The organism is Methylobacterium sp. WL18, assembly GCF_008040015.1.
GTDB classification, from domain to species: Bacteria; Pseudomonadota; Alphaproteobacteria; order Rhizobiales; family Beijerinckiaceae; genus Methylobacterium; species Methylobacterium mesophilicum.
Genome location: NZ_VRVD01000041.1, coordinates 1 through 18,327, shown reverse-complemented (window position 1 = coordinate 18,327; position 18,327 = coordinate 1). Strand labels below are relative to the sequence as shown.

General features: G+C 68.7%; 17 protein-coding genes and 2 pseudogenes. 12 read left to right on the top strand and 7 right to left on the bottom strand.

Features of this window, described 5'->3' with window-relative positions:
• The 3 genes from FV228_RS06390 to FV228_RS06380 form a co-directional block, all read left to right on the top strand.
• Positions 1-643, top strand: a 643-nt coding sequence (locus FV228_RS06390; protein ID WP_147853827.1) for a triphosphoribosyl-dephospho-CoA synthase, incomplete at its 5' end; no start/stop codon positions are given.
• Between the two features lie 239 nt (positions 644-882).
• Positions 883-1,392: a 5,6,7,8-tetrahydromethanopterin hydro-lyase gene (gene fae, locus FV228_RS06385; protein ID WP_007568574.1), complete on the top strand. Its 510-nt coding sequence runs from the start codon at positions 883-885 to the stop codon at positions 1,390-1,392.
• A gap of 424 nt (positions 1,393-1,816) precedes the next feature.
• Positions 1,817-2,635, top strand: a complete 819-nt coding sequence (locus FV228_RS06380; RefSeq protein ID WP_147853826.1) for a prephenate dehydrogenase — start codon at positions 1,817-1,819, stop codon at positions 2,633-2,635.
• 77 nt (positions 2,636-2,712) lie between these two features.
• Here FV228_RS06380 and groL read toward each other — a convergent pair whose 3' ends face one another.
• Together groL and groES are read right to left on the bottom strand one after the other, a co-directional pair.
• Complete coding sequence (gene groL, locus FV228_RS06375; protein WP_147853825.1) at positions 2,713-4,356, bottom strand: chaperonin GroEL; 1,644 nt, start codon at positions 4,354-4,356, stop codon at positions 2,713-2,715.
• 72 nt (positions 4,357-4,428) lie between these two features.
• Entirely contained in the window at positions 4,429-4,719 is a 291-nt protein-coding gene (gene groES / locus FV228_RS06370; RefSeq protein ID WP_007567860.1) for a co-chaperone GroES, read from the bottom strand.
• Between the two features lie 210 nt (positions 4,720-4,929).
• Between groES and FV228_RS06365 the strand changes: the two genes are divergently transcribed.
• The 3 genes from FV228_RS06365 to FV228_RS06355 all read left to right on the top strand — a co-directional run bounded on the left by FV228_RS06365 (position 4,930) and on the right by FV228_RS06355 (position 8,179).
• Positions 4,930-5,916, top strand: coding sequence for a CorA family divalent cation transporter (locus FV228_RS06365; protein ID WP_147853824.1), 987 nt, complete (start codon positions 4,930-4,932; stop codon positions 5,914-5,916).
• A 196-nt stretch (positions 5,917-6,112) separates the two neighbouring features.
• Positions 6,113-7,573 carry a PAS domain-containing methyl-accepting chemotaxis protein gene (locus FV228_RS06360; protein WP_147853823.1) on the top strand — a complete coding sequence of 487 codons (1,461 nt, stop codon included), beginning with the start codon at positions 6,113-6,115 and terminating at the stop codon, positions 7,571-7,573.
• Positions 7,574-7,750: 177 nt separating this feature from the next.
• A complete protein-coding gene (locus FV228_RS06355) occupies positions 7,751-8,179 on the top strand; it encodes a DUF3455 domain-containing protein (protein WP_147853822.1) in 429 nt (142 codons plus the stop codon).
• 73 nt (positions 8,180-8,252) lie between these two features.
• Here FV228_RS06355 and pdeM read toward each other — a convergent pair whose 3' ends face one another.
• From pdeM to FV228_RS06340, 3 genes are read right to left on the bottom strand one after another with little or no spacing between them, the layout of a single operon-like run.
• Positions 8,253-8,966 carry a ligase-associated DNA damage response endonuclease PdeM gene (gene pdeM, locus FV228_RS06350; RefSeq protein ID WP_147853821.1) on the bottom strand — a complete coding sequence of 238 codons (714 nt, stop codon included), beginning with the start codon at positions 8,964-8,966 and terminating at the stop codon, positions 8,253-8,255.
• A 41-nt stretch (positions 8,967-9,007) separates the two neighbouring features.
• Complete coding sequence (locus FV228_RS06345) at positions 9,008-11,689, bottom strand: ligase-associated DNA damage response DEXH box helicase (RefSeq protein WP_246693848.1); 2,682 nt, start codon at positions 11,687-11,689, stop codon at positions 9,008-9,010.
• On the bottom strand, positions 11,686-12,642 hold the full coding sequence (locus FV228_RS06340) for an alpha/beta hydrolase (RefSeq protein ID WP_147853820.1): 957 nt from the start codon (positions 12,640-12,642) through the stop codon (positions 11,686-11,688). The genes FV228_RS06345 and FV228_RS06340 overlap by 4 nt, the downstream gene beginning before the upstream one ends.
• Before the next feature lie 201 nt (positions 12,643-12,843).
• On the opposite strand from FV228_RS06340, the gene FV228_RS06335 reads away from it, so the two are divergent.
• From FV228_RS06335 to FV228_RS06315, 5 genes and pseudogenes are all read left to right on the top strand, one after another.
• Positions 12,844-13,188, top strand: a complete 345-nt coding sequence (locus FV228_RS06335) for a DUF6460 domain-containing protein (protein ID WP_147853819.1) — start codon at positions 12,844-12,846, stop codon at positions 13,186-13,188.
• A 38-nt stretch (positions 13,189-13,226) separates the two neighbouring features.
• Positions 13,227-14,603 carry an MATE family efflux transporter gene (locus FV228_RS06330; RefSeq protein ID WP_147853818.1) on the top strand — a complete coding sequence of 459 codons (1,377 nt, stop codon included), beginning with the start codon at positions 13,227-13,229 and terminating at the stop codon, positions 14,601-14,603.
• Positions 14,604-14,701: 98 nt separating this feature from the next.
• Positions 14,702-15,154, top strand: a pseudogene (locus FV228_RS06325) (shikimate dehydrogenase); the annotation flags it as partial.
• Positions 15,151-15,780 carry a dephospho-CoA kinase gene (coaE, locus tag FV228_RS06320; RefSeq protein ID WP_147853817.1) on the top strand — a complete coding sequence of 210 codons (630 nt, stop codon included), beginning with the start codon at positions 15,151-15,153 and terminating at the stop codon, positions 15,778-15,780. The pseudogene FV228_RS06325 and the gene coaE, both read left to right, overlap by 4 nt.
• A gap of 57 nt (positions 15,781-15,837) precedes the next feature.
• The gene (locus FV228_RS06315; RefSeq protein ID WP_147853816.1) at positions 15,838-16,056 is read left to right on the top strand and encodes a hypothetical protein; all 219 of its coding nucleotides are present in this window, start codon (positions 15,838-15,840) and stop codon (positions 16,054-16,056) included.
• Positions 16,057-16,064: 8 nt separating this feature from the next.
• Here FV228_RS06315 and FV228_RS06310 read toward each other — a convergent pair whose 3' ends face one another.
• Complete coding sequence (locus FV228_RS06310) at positions 16,065-16,937, bottom strand: alpha/beta hydrolase (RefSeq protein WP_187277654.1); 873 nt, start codon at positions 16,935-16,937, stop codon at positions 16,065-16,067.
• The gene (locus FV228_RS06305; RefSeq protein WP_147853815.1) at positions 16,916-17,818 is read right to left on the bottom strand and encodes a YihY/virulence factor BrkB family protein; all 903 of its coding nucleotides are present in this window, start codon (positions 17,816-17,818) and stop codon (positions 16,916-16,918) included. Before FV228_RS06305 ends, FV228_RS06310 begins: the two co-directional genes overlap by 22 nt.
• 196 nt (positions 17,819-18,014) lie before the next feature.
• Here FV228_RS06305 and FV228_RS06300 point away from each other — a divergent pair.
• Positions 18,015-18,327: pseudogene (locus tag FV228_RS06300) on the top strand (EamA/RhaT family transporter); the annotation flags it as partial.

The following is an 18,327-nucleotide window of genomic DNA, read 5'->3' as shown; positions in this document are numbered from 1 at the left end:
GGTCCGCGCCGGGGTCACGGCGACCCTGGCGGCCGTCGCCCAGAACACCAATCTCGGCATCCTGCTCCTGTGCGCGCCGCTCGCTGTCGCAGCGGAGGGGGGCCGATCGGTCAAGGCGGTGCTGGACACCCTCGATGCCGCCGATTCCGAAGCGGTCTTCGCGGCGATCCGGCTCGCGAACCCGGGAGGCCTCGGCCGGGCCGAGCGGCACGACGTATCGGCCGTCGCCCCGGCCTCCCTGCGCGCCGCCATGGCGGAGGCGGCGCATCGCGACCGCATCGCTGGGGCCTACGGCACAGGCTTCGCGGACATCGTAGAGATCGGGCTCCCGGCCCTCGCCGGCGCGCGCGCCGCAGGTCTCGATCCGACTTGGTGCACCACCGCGATCCACCTGGCCTATCTCAGGACCGTTCCGGACAGCCACATCGCCCGCAAGGCCGGCGCACCGGTGGCGGAGTCTGTTCGCAGGGAGGTCGCAACCTTACTCGACAGCCTCGATCTCACCACCCGTCCGGTCGAGCCGCTGCTGGTCCTCGACGCGTCGCTGAAGGCGCGCGGGCTCAACCCCGGCACCAGCGCGGATTTCACGGTCGCGACCGTGTTCTGGGACGCCTTGACCACGGCAGGCGCCGCCTTCGCGTGACGCACGGATAAGTTCCAGCTTTTCACGCCCCGTGGCCAAAGAAATTCCTCAGATCCAGGGCCTTGCGCGGGTTGTGAGCCGCTGGGTCGCACTGTAGGGTCCGGCGCGCTGTCCGGCCCAACCGGCTCGGCCCAACCGGCTCGTCCGGAGGTTCGGGCGCCGATAACAAGGATGGCTTCCCGGCCGCTGGCATTGTCCGGCGCCGCGGCCCTATTTCGGAATCCAGGGAGAGACACCGAATGGCGAAGATCACCAAGGTTCAGGTTGGCGAAGCCCTCGTCGGCGACGGCAACGAAGTCGCTCACATCGACCTGATCATCGGACCGCGCGGCTCGCCCGCCGAGACGGCTTTCTGCAACGGCCTCGTGAACAACAAGCACGGCTTCACCAGCCTGCTCGCGGTCATCGCGCCGAACCTGCCGTGCAAGCCGAACACCCTGATGTTCAACAAGGTCACCATCAACGACGCCCGTCAGGCCGTCCAGATGTTCGGCCCGGCCCAGCACGGCGTTGCCAAGGCCGTCCAGGACGCCGTCGCCGAAGGCATCATCCCGGCCGATGAGGCCGACGACCTGTTCATCCTGGTCGGCGTGTTCATCCACTGGGAAGCGGCCGATGACGCCAAGATCCAGAAGTACAACTACGAGGCCACCAAGCTCTCGATCCAGCGCGCCGTGAACGGCGAGCCGAAGGCTTCGACCGTCACCGAGCAGCGCAACTCGGCCCAGCATCCCTTCGCCGCCAATTAGATTGGGGACGGTCCTGGACAGAGTGAGCCTCCGCCCGCACCGCGGGGCCTGCTCCAGCGACTGGCTTCTATCTTCTTAGGCCGATAGGCACGACGACAGACGGGACGGCGCAAGCCGTCCCGTTTTTTTTGGTTCCGAGATAACGCGAAGGGAAACGCGCGCCCAGCGCAGTGAAGCCTGGGACTTTTGATCGAGCAACGTCTGAGAAAAGTGCACGACCAGCCCTGTCCCGGCATCGATGCGGCCTTGTTGACGAGCAAGGTGGCACGGCATAGACGGCCGTCATCATGCTAAGCTTGCCGTTCACCGCATCCTATCGCCCGCCGCTTTCATAGCGGCGGCTTGCTTATCATGCCCAACCGCTGCGTCGTCGGCGGTTGCACCTCATCATGATCCGCCGACCTCGCGCCTGCCCGAGGTCACCGTGTCATTCTCCCAAACAACTCAAGGCCGCCCCGCCGTCGGGATCATCGGTTTCGGCGCTTTCGGTCGCCTGATCGCTCAGCATCTCGCGCCGCACATGGCGCTGCGCGTGTACGATCCCCGCCCGGCCGAGGCCGATTCCCCGACCTACGGCGCCGTGCGAACGGACTTGATCGCGGCGGCACGCTGCCCCGTCGTCATCCTGGCCGTTCCGGTTTCCCGCCTGTCCGATGTCGTGGCCGCGATAGCCCCCCACCTCAGACCGGGGACCCTGGTGGTCGATGTCGGCTCAGTGAAGATGATGCCGGTCGCGATCATGCGGGCGGGATTACCGGCCGGCGTCGATATCCTGGGAACCCATCCCCTGTTCGGCCCCCAGAGTGCCGTCGGCGGGATCGTCGGCCTGAAGATCGCGGTGTGTGCTGTCTCGGGACGGCGGGGGCGTCGTGCTGCGGCTTTTCTCCGGACGGTGCTGAGACTGAAGGTGATCGTCACGACGCCGGAGGCTCACGACCGCGAGGCCGCGGCGGTGCAAGGCCTGACGCATCTGATCGCGCGGGTGCTCGTCGCCATGGAGCCGCTTCCCACTCATATGACCACGCGGAGCTTTTCACTGCACATGCAGGCGGTCGACATGGTCCGGCACGACGCCCCGGAAGTCTTCGAGGCGATCGAGCGATCGAATCCGTTTGCCGCCGAGGTCCGCCAGCGCTTCTTCACGCTGGCTGCCCAAATCGAGGCTGATCTCGCACGCGAAGACCATTCTGCAGCCATCGCACGGCCGTCCCTCATGAAAGCCGGGACTAACGCGGGAGCGTGAGGGGACCGTGTCGCACCAACGAAAAAAGGGGCCGCCTTTCGGCGACCCCCTTCGTCAGCTCGATGGTTGGCGTGGATTTAGAAGTCCATGCCGCCCATGCCGCCGCCGCCCGGCATCGCGGGGGCGCCGCCGTCCTTCTTCGGGGCGTCGGCCACCATCGCCTCCGTGGTGACCAGCAGGCCGGCGACGGAAGCCGCGTCCTGCAGGGCGGTGCGGACGACCTTGGCCGGGTCGACGATGCCGGCCTGGATCATGTCGACATACTCTTCGGTCTGGGCGTTGAAGCCGTAGGTCTCCGAGGAGGTGTTGTCGGTGATCTTGCCGACCACGATCGAGCCTTCCACGCCGGCGTTCTGGGCGATCTGACGGATCGGGGCCTCGAGCGCCTTCAGCACGATCTTGATGCCGGCCTGGACGTCCGGAACATCGCTCTTCAGCTCGGCGACGGCCTTCTTGGCGCGCAGCAGCGCGGTGCCGCCGCCCGGGACGATGCCTTCCTCGACGGCCGCGCGGGTGGCGTTGAGGGCGTCGTCGACGCGGTCCTTCTTTTCCTTGACCTCGACCTCGGTCGCGCCGCCGACGCGGATCACCGCGACGCCGCCCGCGAGCTTGGCCAGGCGCTCCTGCAGCTTCTCCCGGTCGTAGTCCGAGGTGGTCTCCTCGATCTGCGCCTTGATCTGCGAGATGCGGCCCTCGATGTCCGACTTCTCGCCGACGCCGTCGATGATCGTGGTGTTCTCCTTCTCGATGCGGACGCGCTTGGCGCGGCCGAGCATCGGCAGGGTCACGTTCTCGAGCTTGATGCCGAGGTCCTCGGCGATCATCTGGCCCTTGGTCAGGATCGCGATGTCCTCGAGCATCGCCTTGCGGCGATCGCCGAAGCCCGGCGCCTTCACGGCCGCGACCTTCAGGCCGCCGCGCAGCTTGTTCACCACGAGGGTGGCCAGCGCCTCGCCCTCGATGTCCTCGGCGATGATCAACAGGGGCTTGCCGGTCTGGACCACGGCCTCGAGCACCGGAAGCATCGCCTGCAGCGACGACAGCTTCTTCTCGTGGATCAGGATGTAGGGATCCTCGAGTTCGGCGACCATCTTCTCCGCGTTCGTGATGAAGTACGGGGACAGGTAACCGCGGTCGAACTGCATGCCCTCGACGACGTCGAGCTCGGTCTCGGCCGTCTTGGCCTCCTCGACCGTGATCACGCCCTCGTTGCCAACCTTCTGCATGGCGTGGGCGATCATCTCGCCGATCTCCTTGTCGCCGTTGGCGGAGATCGTGCCGACCTGGGCGACCTCGTCGGAGGTCGAGACCTTCTTGGCGCGCGCGATGATGTCCTTCACCGCGGCGGCGGTGGCGAGGTCGATGCCGCGCTTCAGGTCCATCGGGTTGATGCCGGCGGCGACGTACTTGGCGCCTTCGCGGACGATGGCCTGGGCCAGCACGGTGGCGGTGGTGGTGCCGTCACCCGCGATGTCGTTGGTCTTCGAGGCCACTTCGCGCACCATCTGGGCGCCCATGTTCTCGAACTTGTCGGCGAGCTCGATCTCCTTGGCGACGGTGACGCCGTCCTTGGTGATGCGCGGGGCGCCGAAGCTCTTCTCGATCACGACGTTGCGGCCCTTGGGGCCCAGCGTCACCTTCACCGCGTCGGCGAGGATATCGACGCCGCGCAGCATCTTATCGCGGGCGTCGGCGGAGAAACGAACGTCTTTCGCTGCCATGGTTTGCCTCTTGTGATTGGGTTGGACCCCAAGGCCTCGAACGGCCTCAAAGGGCGGGAAACAGGGATCCGATCAGAGGGCGACGACGCCCATGATGTCGGATTCCTTCATGATCAGGAGGTCCTGACCGTCGATCTTGACCTCGGTGCCGGACCACTTGCCGAACAGGACGCGGTCCCCCGCCTTCACGTCGAGCGCGTTGACGCGGCCCTGCTCGTCACGAGCGCCGGGACCGACGGCGACGATCTCGCCTTCCTGCGGCTTCTCCTTGGCGGTGTCCGGAATGATGATGCCGCCCTTGGTCTTCTCCTCGCTCTCGATGCGACGGACGACCACGCGGTCGTGCAGCGGACGGAACTTCATGAGCTGCCCTCTTGCTTCAGGTCTGCAGTTGGCGTTGATGCGGCCTGCGCGACCGCTCCCAAACCCGACTGTTAGCACTCTGTCTTGGCGAGTGCCAATGACGGCGGCGGGATAGCCCTCGCGTGGTTTCGAGTCAAGGCTGTCGCACCCCTGCGCGACGGCGCGATGACGGGGCATCGGCCCCGATTTCCCCTAGGACAACGCGCCCTCATGCTGAGCCTGCACGGACCCGAAGGCGCGGTGACGCCTGAATGCGGCAGCCCGATCCCCGGCAATGCCGTCTGGCTCGATCTGAAGGACCCGACCTCCGAGGAGGCCGCCGCCGTGGAAGCGGCCACCGGCCTGCGCGTTCCGTCCCGGGCCGCCCTGTCGGAGGTGGAATCCTCCAGCCGGCTGCGGCGGGTGAAGGACGGGCTGTCGCTCTCGACGCCGATGATCACCTTCGAGCGCAGTGATTCCCAGTTGAAGCCGCTGGGGTTCCTCCTGTCGAAGGATCACCTCGTCACGATCCGGTTCCACGACATGCGCGCGATCGACTCGTCGGAGAAGCGCATCGCGGACGGCGACGGCAGCGTCGCGCCGAGCGAGATTTTCATCGTGATCCTTGAGGAACTGGTCGACAGCCTCGCGGACGCCCTTGAGGACATGGCCTCCGAACTCGACACGCTGTCCACGCGGATCTTCGATTTCGATGTCCGCGGCGCCGACCGCCGCCGGCTGGAACGCCCGCCGCCCCGCCGCCGTGACCTGGCGCTGCGGCGGATCCTGCGCGGGATCAGCAACCGCGGGAAGGTCCTGGGGAAGATCCGAGCCAGTCTGCTCGGCCTGGAGCGGATCGTGCCGTTCGTGTCGGCCGCCTGCGACGGACTGGGCCTGCCCGAGGACGGCCGCTTCGAGACGATCCGGCGCGACATCGACTCCTTGGACGAGTTCGAGACGCGGCTCGCCGAGAACGTTCAGTTCCTTCTCGACGCCACGTTGGGACTGATCAACATCGAGCAGAACAACGTCTTCCGGGTGCTGACAGTGGTTTCGGTGGTGGGCGTGCCGCCGACCCTGATCGCCTCGATGTACGGCATGAACTTCAAGCACATGCCGGAGCTGGACTGGGCATACGGCTATCCCTACGCCCTCGCGCTTATCCTGATCAGCGCTCTGGCTCCCATCGTTTATTTTCGAAGCCGAGGCTGGTTCTGATATTCGCCAGATTATCAGCAAAAAACCATCATCAATACAAATCGACACCCATAATCAGAAAATATTATAATTGATGTGGCACGAATATTTTCTTCCGTTTTCGATCAATATAGGATTCCGTCTCAAAAACTGTCGAATTAGATAAAATTTAACCCAATCTTGGCCATATGCCCGCGGGAGCAGCGTGAGCACCGATATGTTCAAGAGAACCGTCTACAACGAGGCGCAGGCCAAGCTTGACGCCTTGGACCGGTCGTTGGCGATCATCGAATTCTCGATGGACGGCCAAGTCCTCAACGCCAACCAGAATTTTTTAAGCTTGATGAAGTACACCCTGGCTGATGTACGGGATAAGCATCATCGCATCTTCGTCGAACCGATGTTTGCCAAGTCGCCAGAGTACACGGAGTTCTGGTCGAAGCTGAAGGACGGCCAGTACGTCACCGGCGAGTTCCTGCGCATCGACAAGAACGGTGCGGAGGTCTGGCTGGAGGCGACCTACAACCCCGTCCTCGACGCGCACGGCAAGCCGGTGAAGGTGGTCAAGTTCGCGGCCGACATCTCGGCCAAGAAGAACGATATCGATCGGCTGATGTCGATGATCGACAACATGCCGGTCGCGGTGATGACGGCCGATCCCCGCAACGAGTTCAAGATCAACTACCTGAACGCCACCTCGCGGCGGACCCTCGGGCCGCTCGAGCAATATCTGCCGATCAAGGTCGACGAGATGCTCGACCACTCCTTCGACGTGTTCCACAAGAACCCGCATCACCAGCGCAACATGCTGGCGGATGCGAGCCGGCTGCCGCACCGGACCAAGATCAAGGTGGGGCCGGAGACGCTCGACCTGCAGGTCACCGCCGTCAACGACCGGAAGGGCAATTACATCGGGCCGATGCTGACCTGGGCCGTCGTATCCGCGCAGGTGAACATGTCCACCGACGTCAGCCGTGTCGTCGATGCCGTGGGCTCGGCGATCCGCGAGATGCAGCATTCGGCCGAGGGGCTGACGCAGTCGGCCGATGCCGCCAGGCAGAAGGCCTCGTCCGTGGCGGCGAATTCCGAGCAGATGAACGGCGCGATCCAGGAGATCTCGGGTCAGGTCGGACGGGTCTCAGAGCGTGCCCGGCAGATCGCGGTCCAGGCCGAGACCACGGACGCGACGATGCGGCAGCTCGCCGAGAACGCCCGCGAGGTCGACGCGGTGGTCGGCATGATCAAGTCGATCGCCGGGCAGACCAATCTCCTGGCGCTGAATGCCACGATCGAGGCCGCCCGTGCCGGCGCCGCCGGCCGGGGCTTCGCGGTGGTGGCGAGCGAGGTCAAGGCTCTGGCCGAGCAGACCGCGAAGGCCACCGGCGAGATCACCCAGCAGGTTGCGGCGATCCAGAGCGCCACCGGCGAAGCGGTCGGGGCGATCGAGATGATCACCGCCGCCGTCGCCGAGCTCTCGACGCTGACCCTGGCGATGGCGAGCGCCGTCGAGGAGCAGGCAGTCTCGACGCATGAGATGTCCGGCAATATCGGCGGCGTCTCGCAGGCCGCCAATGCCACCGGTCAACTTGCGGAAGCTGTCCTGGGCGTCGCCGAGAGCCTTGCCGGACACTCAGCGGATCTCTCGGAGAGTGTCACCCGGTTCATGAAATCAGCCTGACCCGGAACACGCGCGAGCCGCGGCGTGAAACGCGCACGCGGTTTGCGACGTATCGGCGGTTCGGACCGTCAGGATGGAGCTGAACCGATTTCCTACGCCATCATCACGTCCCGCACCCTCATCAGGTCTTGCCGGACAGCCCTCATCGCCGCTGCATCTTGCGCTCCGGCCTTCGCAATGGCCGAACCGGCGGGCTTGGCGCCGCCGCCCGGCAGCGTGGCAGTCGCGCGGCTCTCCGCCCGGGGCGTGCAGATCTATGCCTGCATCGCTGCCGAAAAGGGGCCGGCCTGGGGCCCCGCCAAGCCCGAGGCGGAACTCGTCCAGCCGGACGGACGCGCGGTCGGGCGTCACTTCGAGGGACCGGTCTGGGAGGCGCAGGACGGCTCCCGGGTGCTGGGCACCGTCATCGCTCAGGCGCCCGCACCGCGACCCCAAGCCGTTGCGTGGCTGCTGCTGTCCGGCCGAGCAACTGGATCCGGATCGCTCGCCGGAACGCAGTATATCTTGCGGAGCGACACGGTCGGCGGTGAGAAACCGCAGGGCGTCTGCACGCCGGGCCAGACGGCGCGTGTGCCCTACAGCGCGACGTACACCTTCTATCGCTGACGTCTCGCGGCGCTCGTTCACATGGCCCCCACCCGCGGCGAAGCGATATCCCGAACGGTGACGCGCGCTCCCGTCAATCCCGCGCGAGCTGCGACCGGCCGATGGTGAAGACCCGTCCATCCCCGAGCAGATGGGCCGTGAACCCCTTGGGGAACAGGCTTTCGATGGCCCGGTCGCGGACGTTCAGCCCGCCGGCGTAAGCGCCGAAGGCCGGCATCACGAGGCGGGTGCCGTCGGTGACGAAGCAGCGACGGCGGACCGCCCGGCCGCGCATGGCGACCTTTCCGCAGGGATGGAGATGGCCGGCGATCTCGCCGGAGACCGGTTCGGCGCTCGGCTCGTGACGCAGGATCAGGCCGCCCAGGGTCAGCGCGTCGGCGTAGCGACCGCCGACACCCTCGCTGACCGCCGCGTCGTGATTGCCCGCGATCCAGACCCAGTCCCGGCCCTCCTGCAAAGCCGACACCATGGCTCGGTCGCCGGGCTCCATCCGCTCCGGGCCGCGGACATCGTGGAAGGAATCCCCGAGCGCGACCACGCGCGTCGGATCGTGGCGCACCACCGCCTCGTGGAGGCAGGCGAGGGTCTCGCGGGTGTCGTAAGGCGGCAGGAACTGGCCGGTGCGGGCGGCGTAGGACGACCCCTTCTCCAGATGGAGATCGGAGACGATCAGCGTGCGGTGCTCGGGCAGCCACACGCCGCCGCAGAGATCCAGCACCAGGGTCTCGCCCGCCAGCAGCAGGGTCGGGTGCTTGTGAGTCTTCTCGAGTCTCAGGCCGGCCGCCAAGATCGCATCCTCGGGCTCGATGGGGGAGGGCGGATCGACGGTCAGGACAGGGCTTCCTGAAGAAGCTCCGCCTCGGCCTCGGCCAGGATCTCGTCGGCCCCCTCACCGTAGACCCGTTCGCGCCCGATCTCGAGCATGACGGATACGGAGAGCGGCGAGACCCGATCGAGAGCCTTGTGAATGATTCGCCCCTGGATGCGCTCTAGCATCATGCCGAGGCGCCTCACGTCGAGGAGTCCGGTTGCCGCATCCTGTCGCGCCGCGCGCAGCAGGAGGTGGTCGGGCTGGTGCTTGCGCAGCACGTCGTAGATCAGATCCGTCGAGATCGTGACCTGACGGCCGGACTTCTTCAGGCCGGGGTGATGGCGTTCGATCAGGCCGGCGATCACCGCGCATTGCCGGAACGTACGCTTCATCATCGCCGATTCATCGAGCCACGCCTCCAGGTCGTCGCCCAGCATGTCGACCGCGAACAGGTCGCCGATGAAGTCGGGGTCCAGCGCAGCGCGCTCCGAAACATCGCGGGTCGTCCAGATCGCGATGCCGTAATCGTTGGCCGCGAACCCGAGCGGGCGCAGGCCGTCACGCTCCATCCGCCGGGTCAGCAGCATGCCGAGGGTCTGATGTGCCAGCCGTCCCTCGAACGGGAAGGCCGTCAGGTAGTGGCGCTTCCCCCGTGGGAAGGTCTCCACCAGCAGGTCGCGCTCGCCCGGCAGGACCGAGCGGCGGCGCTGCTGCTGGAGGTAGTCACCGATCTGCTTCGGCAGGCGATCCCAGGCGAACGGGTCGGCGATGATCGCCCGGACCCGCTCGGCCAGGAAGGTCGAGAGCGGGAATTTCGCGCCGGCATAAGAGGGGATCGCAGGATCGGTCCCGAGCGGCGCGCGGGTCACCAGGGCCTCGTCCTCGGCGAGTCCCTCGAAGCGCAGGGTCTCGCCGGCGAACAGGAAGGTGTCGCCGATCGTGAGCGTGTCGGCGAACTCGTCCTCGATCTCGCCGAGCACCCGGCCGCCCTTCGGCAGGACCGTGCCGGGCTTGCCGCGCAGGGTCCGGCCGAGCCGCACCCGGACCCGCGCCGCCTCGACGATCGTGCCCACATTCATCCGGTACGCCTGCGCCGTCCGGGCATCGCGCACGCGCCAGAGGCCGTCGGGCCCGCGCAGGATCTTGGCGAAGCGCTCGTAGGCACGCAGGGCATAGCCGCCGGTCGCGACGTAATCGACGACCTGCTCGAAAGATTCCCAGGTCAGGCCGGCATAGGGTGCTGCGGAGACGATCTCGTCGTAGAGGCCGACCGGGTCGAAGGCGTCCGCGCAGGCCATGCCGAGCACGTGCTGGGCGAGCACGTCGAGGGCGCCGAGCCGCGCGTCGGGGGTATCCTGCGCGGCCGCCTCGACGGCGTCGAGGGCCGCCTGGCACTCCAGCATCTCGAAGCGGTTGCCGGGGACGAGATAGGCCTTCGAGGGCTCGTCCATCCGGTGGTTGGCCCGGCCGATCCGCTGCATGATCCGGCTCGCGCCCTTGGGCGCCCCGACATTGACCACGAGATCGACGTCGCCCCAGTCGATGCCGAGGTCGAGGGTTGCGGTGCAGACGATCGCCCGCAATCGTCCCTCCGCCATCGCGGCCTCGACCCGTCGCCGCTGCTGCGCGTCGAGGGATCCGTGATGGATCGCGATCGGCAGCGCGTCCTCGTTGAGGCGCCAGAGCTCTTGGAACGTGTACTCGGCCTGGAGCCGGGTGTTGACGAAGACCAGGGTCGTCCGGTGCTCTTTGATCAATTCGTAGATCGCCGGCATCGAGTGCCAGGCGGTGTGCCCCGAGATCGGCAGCGACCGCCCGAGATCGAGCAGGCGCAAGTCGGCCTTGGCGCCGCCTCGGACGGTCACGAGGTCGGCCATGGGCGGCTGTTTTTCCCCTCCCCCCTCTGCAGGGAAGGAAGGGAGAGGCGCCTGGGTCGGGCGTGTGACCTCATCGAGCGCCGACACCGCGACGCGCTTCCTCTCCCGTGCGGGAAAGGGGACCCGAGCCTCGTCCGGGGCTGTATGACTCCGACCGCCCGCAGAGGGGGGAGGGGAAAGCTCCAGCTGCGGCACCAGGTACTTCCGCAATTCGTCGGGCTCTCGGACCGTTGCGGACAGCCCGATCGCTGCCAGATCCGGGCTGAGGCGGTGCAGCCGGGCGAGGGCCAGGGAGAGCAGGTCCCCGCGTTTCGAGGTCACGAGGGCATGCAGCTCGTCGAGGATGACGCAGCGCAGGCCGGAGAAGAATTCGGCGGCGTCGCGATGGGCGATCAGAAGCGCCAGCTGCTCGGGCGTCGTCAGCAGGATGTCGGGCGGGCGGCTGATCTGGCGGGTGCGCTTGTGCGCCGGGGTATCGCCGGTGCGGGTCTCGACGCGTACCGGGAGACCCATCTGGGCGATGGGCGCGTCGAGGTTGCGGGCGATGTCGACCGCCAGCGCCTTGAGCGGCGAGACGTAGAGGGTATGCAGGCCCTTGGCGGTCTTGGGCTCCGCTTTGGGGGCTGCCCGTTCCGCCAGAGCCACGAGGCTCGGCAGGAATCCTGCGAGCGTCTTACCGGCGCCGGTCGGCGCCACCAGGAGCGCCGACCGGCCCGACCGGGCGATCCGCAGCAGGTCGAGCTGGTGCGGCCGCGGCGTCCAGCCACGCGCGGCGAACCACGCCCGGAAGGCCTCCGGCAGGATCTCGGATCGATCGCTCAGGCCAGGGCCATCAGGAAGCGGTCGATCAGTTCCAGGGCTCGCTCGCTCATCGGACTCGGGTACCGGGCGAAGACGTGGCAACCGCCGGGATAGATCGCGGTGTGGCCGCCATTGCCCGCGGCGGCCCAGCGCGCCGACATGTAGAGCGTGTCGTCGAGAAGCGGGTCAGCGGTCCCGATGGTGAACAGGGCCGGCGGCAATCCTTTCAGGTCGGCATAGATCGGCGACACGTCCGGACGCCGTCGGTCGATCCCCTCGCGGACGTAGCCGTCCGCGAACTTGGTGAGATCGAGGGTGTTCACGACGAGGCGCTCGTCGCCCCAGTTGCGCACCGACGGGGTCAGGCCGAGGTCGTAGAAGCCCGCGTTGAGGTTGGCGCCCCGGAACGCGCGCGGCTGGTTGTGCCGGTCCCGCAGGCGCAGCAGCACCATCACGGCGAGGTGCGCGCCGACCGACTCGCCACCGATCGTCAGCGCGTGGACGCCGAACTCGGCCCGGCCGGGTCCCGCGAGCCAGAGGGCGGCGGCCTCGCAATCGAGTAGCGCGGCCGGATAAGGATGCTCTGGGGCGAGGCGGTACTCCACCGACAGCACGACGAAGCCGCAGGCGTCGGCGATGCGCTCGAGCCAGGGATCCTGCTCGTCGGCCGCGCCCCAGACCCAGCCGCCCCGGTGGATGTGAAGATAGGCGCCGCGCACCTTCGTGTCGGCCTTCGGGCGGACCACGCGCAGCTTGAGCGGACCGCTGGGCCCCTCGATCGTCATCCATTCCGCCCGGGCGCTGTGCGGCATCGCCGGAGCCGCCTTGGTCCCGGCGCGGCGGCGGGCACGAACCTCCTCGATCGGGAACGACCAGGGATCAGGCAGGGCGGCGTGCGCCGCGACGATCTCGGCATTGAGCCGAAGCGTCTCGGGATCGATCGTCGCCGGGTCGAACAAGGCGTGGTCGATCATGTTGGGTCTCGTCCCGTCGGCGCTGTCCCGCGGCCATTCCCGGCATCTTGGCGGGACGGCTCTCGCTTGCCATCTCGGGTCCGTGGGTGAAACCCGCTAACGTCCGATCCGGGATCCGGTTTCGACGCGGTGTTGTGTGCCGGCCACGGTTCCGCCCGTTTCGTCGCCGATCCGGACCCTTCCTGGCTTCATGAGGACGCGATGCTCGTCGATCACGACCGGCGCCGGCAAGGCGCTCCGCCGCCGAACGCCGCCTACGGGTCTGAGACATACCAGCGGCGGCCCTCCGCGCTGCACCGATTCCTTGGCGGCTCGCCCGCCGGCGTCTTCCTGCGCCTGCTGTTCCTTTCGGTCCTGGTCGGCGCCTTCATGGCGATGCTCGGCCTGACGCCGGGCCGGCTATTCTGGCACGCCTACGACTCGGCCCGGGCGCTCCTCGAGATCGGCCTCGCCTCGCTGCACGATTTCGGCGGCTGGATCGTCGCGGGCGCCGTGGTCGTCATCCCGCTCTGGCTGTTGTCGCGGCTGTTCGCGACCTCGCGCTGATCGGGACGCGCATCGTCCGGCTCGGCTAAGGTCGCGGCATGACGCATCCGCCCGCCGCCCCGGTCCTGCCGACGCACCGCAGCGTATTGGCGTTGGCGCTGCCGATGACGCTCGCCAACGTCACGACGCCGATGCTCGGCTTCGTCGGCGCGGCGGTGATCGGCCGGCTCGGCGATGCGGCCCTGCTCGGCGCGGTTGCGCTGGGAGCCGTCATCTTCGATGCCATCTTCTGGTCGTTCGGGTCCCTGCGCATGGCAACCGCGGGACTGACCGCGCAGGCGGTCGGGGCCCGGGAGGGCATCGAGGTCGACCGCATCCTGGCCCGAGCGCTGATGGCCGGCGCCGCGATCGGCCTGGCCCTGCTCGCGCTGCAATGGCCGATCGCCAAAGCCGCCTTCGCGGTCAGTGGCGCCAGCGAGGCGGTGACGTCGGGGCTCGCGACCTACTTCCATATCCGCATCCTGTCCGCGCCCTTCGTGCTGGCAAGTTATGGCGTGCTCGGCTCGGTGGTGGGGCGTGGGCGGACCGATCTCGGTCTGCTGCTGCAGGTGGCGATCAACCTGATCAATGTCGGGCTGACGCTCGCCTTCGTGCTGGGCCTCGGCCTGGGGCTCGCCGGCGCGGCGCTGGCGACTTTGTGCGCGGAGGCGGCCGGGCTGGGGCTCGGCCTGATCGTGCTCGCGCGGCTCGGATCGCGACCGTTCCGGGTGCCGCTGCGCGACCTGCGGGACGCCGCCGCCCTGCGCCGGACGCTCAGCGTCAACCTCGACGTGATCCTGCGCACCCTGGCGCTGATCACCGGCATCGTGCTGTTCTCGGCGCTCGGCGCCCGCCAGGGCGACGTGGTCCTGGCGGCGAATTCCGTCCTCTGGAACCTGTTCCTGATCGGCGGCTTCTTCCTCGACGGCTTCGCTACGGCGGCGGAAACCCTGTGCGGACAAGCGGTTGGCGCCCGGGACGCCGCCGGGTTCCGGCGGGCCTCCGCGTTGAGCCTGCGCTGGTGCCTGGGCTTCGGGATCGGGGTCAGCCTGCTGGCGCTCGGTTTGGGGCCGGGCTTCATCGACTTCGTCACCACCAGCGCGCCGGTGCGCGAGACCGCCCGGGCATACCTGCCGTATGCCGCGCTGGCGCCGTTCGCCGCAACGGCGGCGTTCGCCTATGACGGGATCTATATCGGCGCCACCTGGACGCGGGCGATGCGCAACCTGATGGCGGGGGCGCTCGCGATCTACTGCGCGGCTCTGGGGCTGGTGCAGGTGTTCGGCCTGGGAAATGCCGGGCTGTGGCTGGCCTTCGTGGCGTTCCTGGGTGCCCGAGGCCTGTTCCAGGCGGTCGCGTTTCCCGGCCTGGCCCGCGACACGTTTCGCGGATCGACGCAGTTCGCGGACGGGAATCCGACGCCAGCCTCCGCGTAGTCCACGAAGCGTAAGCCGCGGCGCCCGAATCCGGGGTCGTTCTTCGAAGAATTGCTGTCCGGACGCGCGGCCCGGCTCAGCGCGGATCCTTCCAGGCCGTCGCGGCCGGCGGCGCGGCCCGGGCGATCGTGGTCGGGCTGGCCGAGAACGGTGTCCGCCGGATCCTGATCGCCAACCGCACCCGCACCCGCGCCGAGACCCTCGCGGCCCTGGCCCCGGGGATCGGCGCGGCGCTCGATTGGAACGACCTGCCCGATGCGCTCGCCGGGGCGGGACTCGTCGTCAACACCACCTCGCTCGGCATGAAGGGCCAGCCGCCCCTCGACCTCGACCTCACCCCGCTGCCGGCGACCGCCGCGGTGGCCGACATCGTCTATGCCCCCCTGGAGACGGACCTGCTGGCGGCGGCGCGGCGGCGCGGTCTCGCGGCGGTGGACGGGCTCGGCATGCTGCTGCACCAGGCGGTGCCGGGCTTCGAGGCCTGGTTCGGCCTGCGCCCGGCCGTCACCCGGGGCCTGCGCGACCGGATCGTGGCGGATCTTTCCGGATGACAAAGGACCGCCCCGTCATCCTCGGCCTGACCGGCTCGATCGGCATGGGCAAGTCGGCCACCGCCAAGATGTTTTCGGCGCTCGGCGTGCCGGTCCACGATGCCGACGCCGCCGTCCACGCCCTCTACGGTCCGGGCGGCGAGGCTGCCGCGGCGATCGGGGCCGCCTTTCCCGGCGTGCTCGACCCGCAGGGCGGCGTCGACCGCGCCCGCCTGCGCGACGCGGTGCTCGGCGATCCCGACCGGATGGCGGCGCTCGAACGCATCGTCCACCCGTTGGTCCGGGCGGCCAGCACGGCGTTCCTGGCCCGGCACGCGGACGCGCCGCTGGTCGTCCTCGACATCCCGCTCCTCTACGAGACCGGCGGCGAGACCCGCTGCGACGCGGTCGCGGTGGTCAGCGCGCCCCCCGAGGTGCAACGCGCCCGGGTGCTGGCCCGTCCCGGCATGACCGAGGCGGCCTTCACGGCGATCCTGGCCAAGCAGATGCCGGATGCCGAGAAGCGAGCCCGGGCCGACTTTGTGATCGACACGAGCCGGGGTTTTTGCGCCGCCGAGGCCGAGGTGGCGCGGATCGTGGCCGTGCTGACGGAGCGCGGTGCGTCGGGACACCCGGCCCACGGGTGACGCGGCCGCGCGACGGCATAGCTCTCGATCGGTGGTCCGGTGGCGGGATGGATGACGATGCGGTGTCTCGAAGGGATCAGCCGGGCCACGGCAGGCCGCACCCTCATAGCCAAGGCCCTGATCGCACTGCTGCTCGCCGCCGTCCCGGCCCAGGCGCAAGTTGCCGGCGCCTGCCCGCCCCCGAAAAAACTCGCGGCCGGCGCCTGCGTCACCGCCTGTCCGGGCGGGTACGAGGATCGCGGGCGCGAGTGCGTCTACCGCAACCAGTCCCGCTGACGGTTACGTCACACCCACCCGATCCGCCCGAAAAACCCGGCGATCTCGGCCGCGGCCCGGTCGGGATCCTCCCGATGGGGGAAGTGGCCGACGCCCGGGAACGGCGCCAGGTCGAGGTCCGAGAACGTCTCGCCCAGGCGGTCGGTCCAGGCGAAGGGGAAGATCGGGTCGTGCTCCGCCCAGCGCACGCAGGTCGGCACCGTGATCGGCGGCAGGGTCGGGGCCTCGCCCTTCAGCATCGCGATCCGGCCGGCATGGGCGGCCCGGTAATGTGCGAACCCGCCCGCGAGGTTGCCGGGCTTCATGTAGGCGTCCGCGAAGGCGTCCAGAACGGGATCGAACGCATCCTTGCGGTGCGACCAGTGCCGCAGGAAGTGGCCGATATAGGCGGCGCAGCTTGCCCGGCTGGCACCCACCAGCGTCACCGCCAGGTCCATCTGGTTGAAGGACTGGTACCAGATCTCGCTGAGCCGGTCCGGGGCGCCGAGGCGGGGGCCGATCCCGGGATAGACGAAGTCGAACAGGAACAGGCCGGCGCACCGCTCCGGATGAGCCCGGGCCAGCGCCTGGATCACCGCGCCGCCGACATCGTGGCCGACGATGCCGGCGCGGTCGATGCCGAGCGCATCGAGCAGCGCCGCCATGTCGGCCGCCTGCTCCGGCGGTCCGAAGGCGCCCTCGGGCTTGTCGCTGTCGCCGAAGCCGCGCAGGTCCGGGGCGATCAGGGTGTGGCGCGCCCTGAGCCGCGCCATCACGGGCTCCCAGGTCATCCAGAATTCCGGCCAGCCGTGGAGCAGCAGCAGCGGGGTGCCCGTGCCGCAGCGCGCGACGTGCAGGTCCGCGCCGTTCACGCGAACGGTCAGGTGCTCGATGCCGTCCATCGTCCCTCCATCTCGGCGCGGCGCGCCAGCATCTTCGCCTGCAGCCGGCTGCGCCGGGCGGCGATCACCGTGCCGTTGATCTCGCCGCCGAACAGGAACATGGCGGCCAGCCAGTACAGGAACACCAGGAACACCATCGCGGTGGCCAGGCCCCCGTAGGTGGACGCGTAGGCGTTCGAGAAGCGGTCGAGATAATAGCCGAAGCCGAGGCCGGCGAAGAACCACAGGACCAGCGTCACCCCGATTCCCGGCAGCACCGACAGGATCGAGCGCCGGCCGGCGGCGACGAACTTGTGGGCGATGATCAGCACCACCGCCAGCAGCAGGGCGGTGACGCCGATCCGCCCGATCGCCACCGTGAGGCTCAGGGGCTCCAGCCCCGGCGCGACCAGCACGACGTTGCGCCAGATCAGCGGGCCCAGCACCACGAGCAGCGCGAAGGCCAGCATCGCGAAGGCGCCGCAGATCACGTAGCCGATCGATTCGAGCCGGGTCAGCCACCAGGGCCGGCTCTCCCGCAACCCGTAGGCCCGGTTCAGGCCGACCCGCAGGCTCTCGACGCCCGAGGACGAGAAGTACAGGGCGAACAGGGCGCCCAGCGTCAGCACGCCGCTGCGCTGCTCGGTGAGCACCCGGTGGACCTCGCCGACGATCGGCTTGGCGATCTCCCGGGGCCACGCGTCGAAGATCAGGACGCCGGCCTCGTCGGCGAGCGACTGCGTGCCGAACAGGCCGGCCAGCGCCGCCAGCAGGATCAGGAACGGGAACAGGGAGGTCAGGGTCGAGAGCGCGATGTGGCTGGCGATCGCCCATCCGTCATGGGAGACGAAGCGCTGCGCCGCGAGGCCCGCGACCTGAAATCCGTTGCGGAGTGCGTTCACGGGTGTCCAACGATCCTCGTGGCCGGGCCGCCGATGAAGGACGCCCGGGCCGGCCCGTCAACGCCGCCGGACCGGTCCCGTTCGCGGCCTGGGAAAGCGGGTCTCGGTGCCTCCCGTGCGGGTCCGATCGGTTCACGGCACCCGACAGGTCTGATTTCTGTTGCGCCCGGCTTACCCGATGCGCCTTGATACAGCCATGCTTACGTCCGCTCCACGTCCGGCGCTCGCCGCCGGCGCCCTGCCGGTCCTGTTCGTCCCGATCTGGGCGACCGGCTTCATCTCCGCCCGGGCGGTGATCCCGCACGCCGATCCGCTGGGCTTCACGGCGGTCCGGTTCACCGGGGTCGCCCTGCTGCTGGCGCTGATCGCGGTGGCGTCCCGGGTGCGCTGGCCCGGGACCCGGGCGGGCTGGCGCGATCCGATGGTGGCCGGCTTCCTGATGCAGGGGATCTACCTGTCGGGGGTGTTCTGGGCGGTGAGCCGGGGGCTGCCGGCCGGGATCGCCGCCC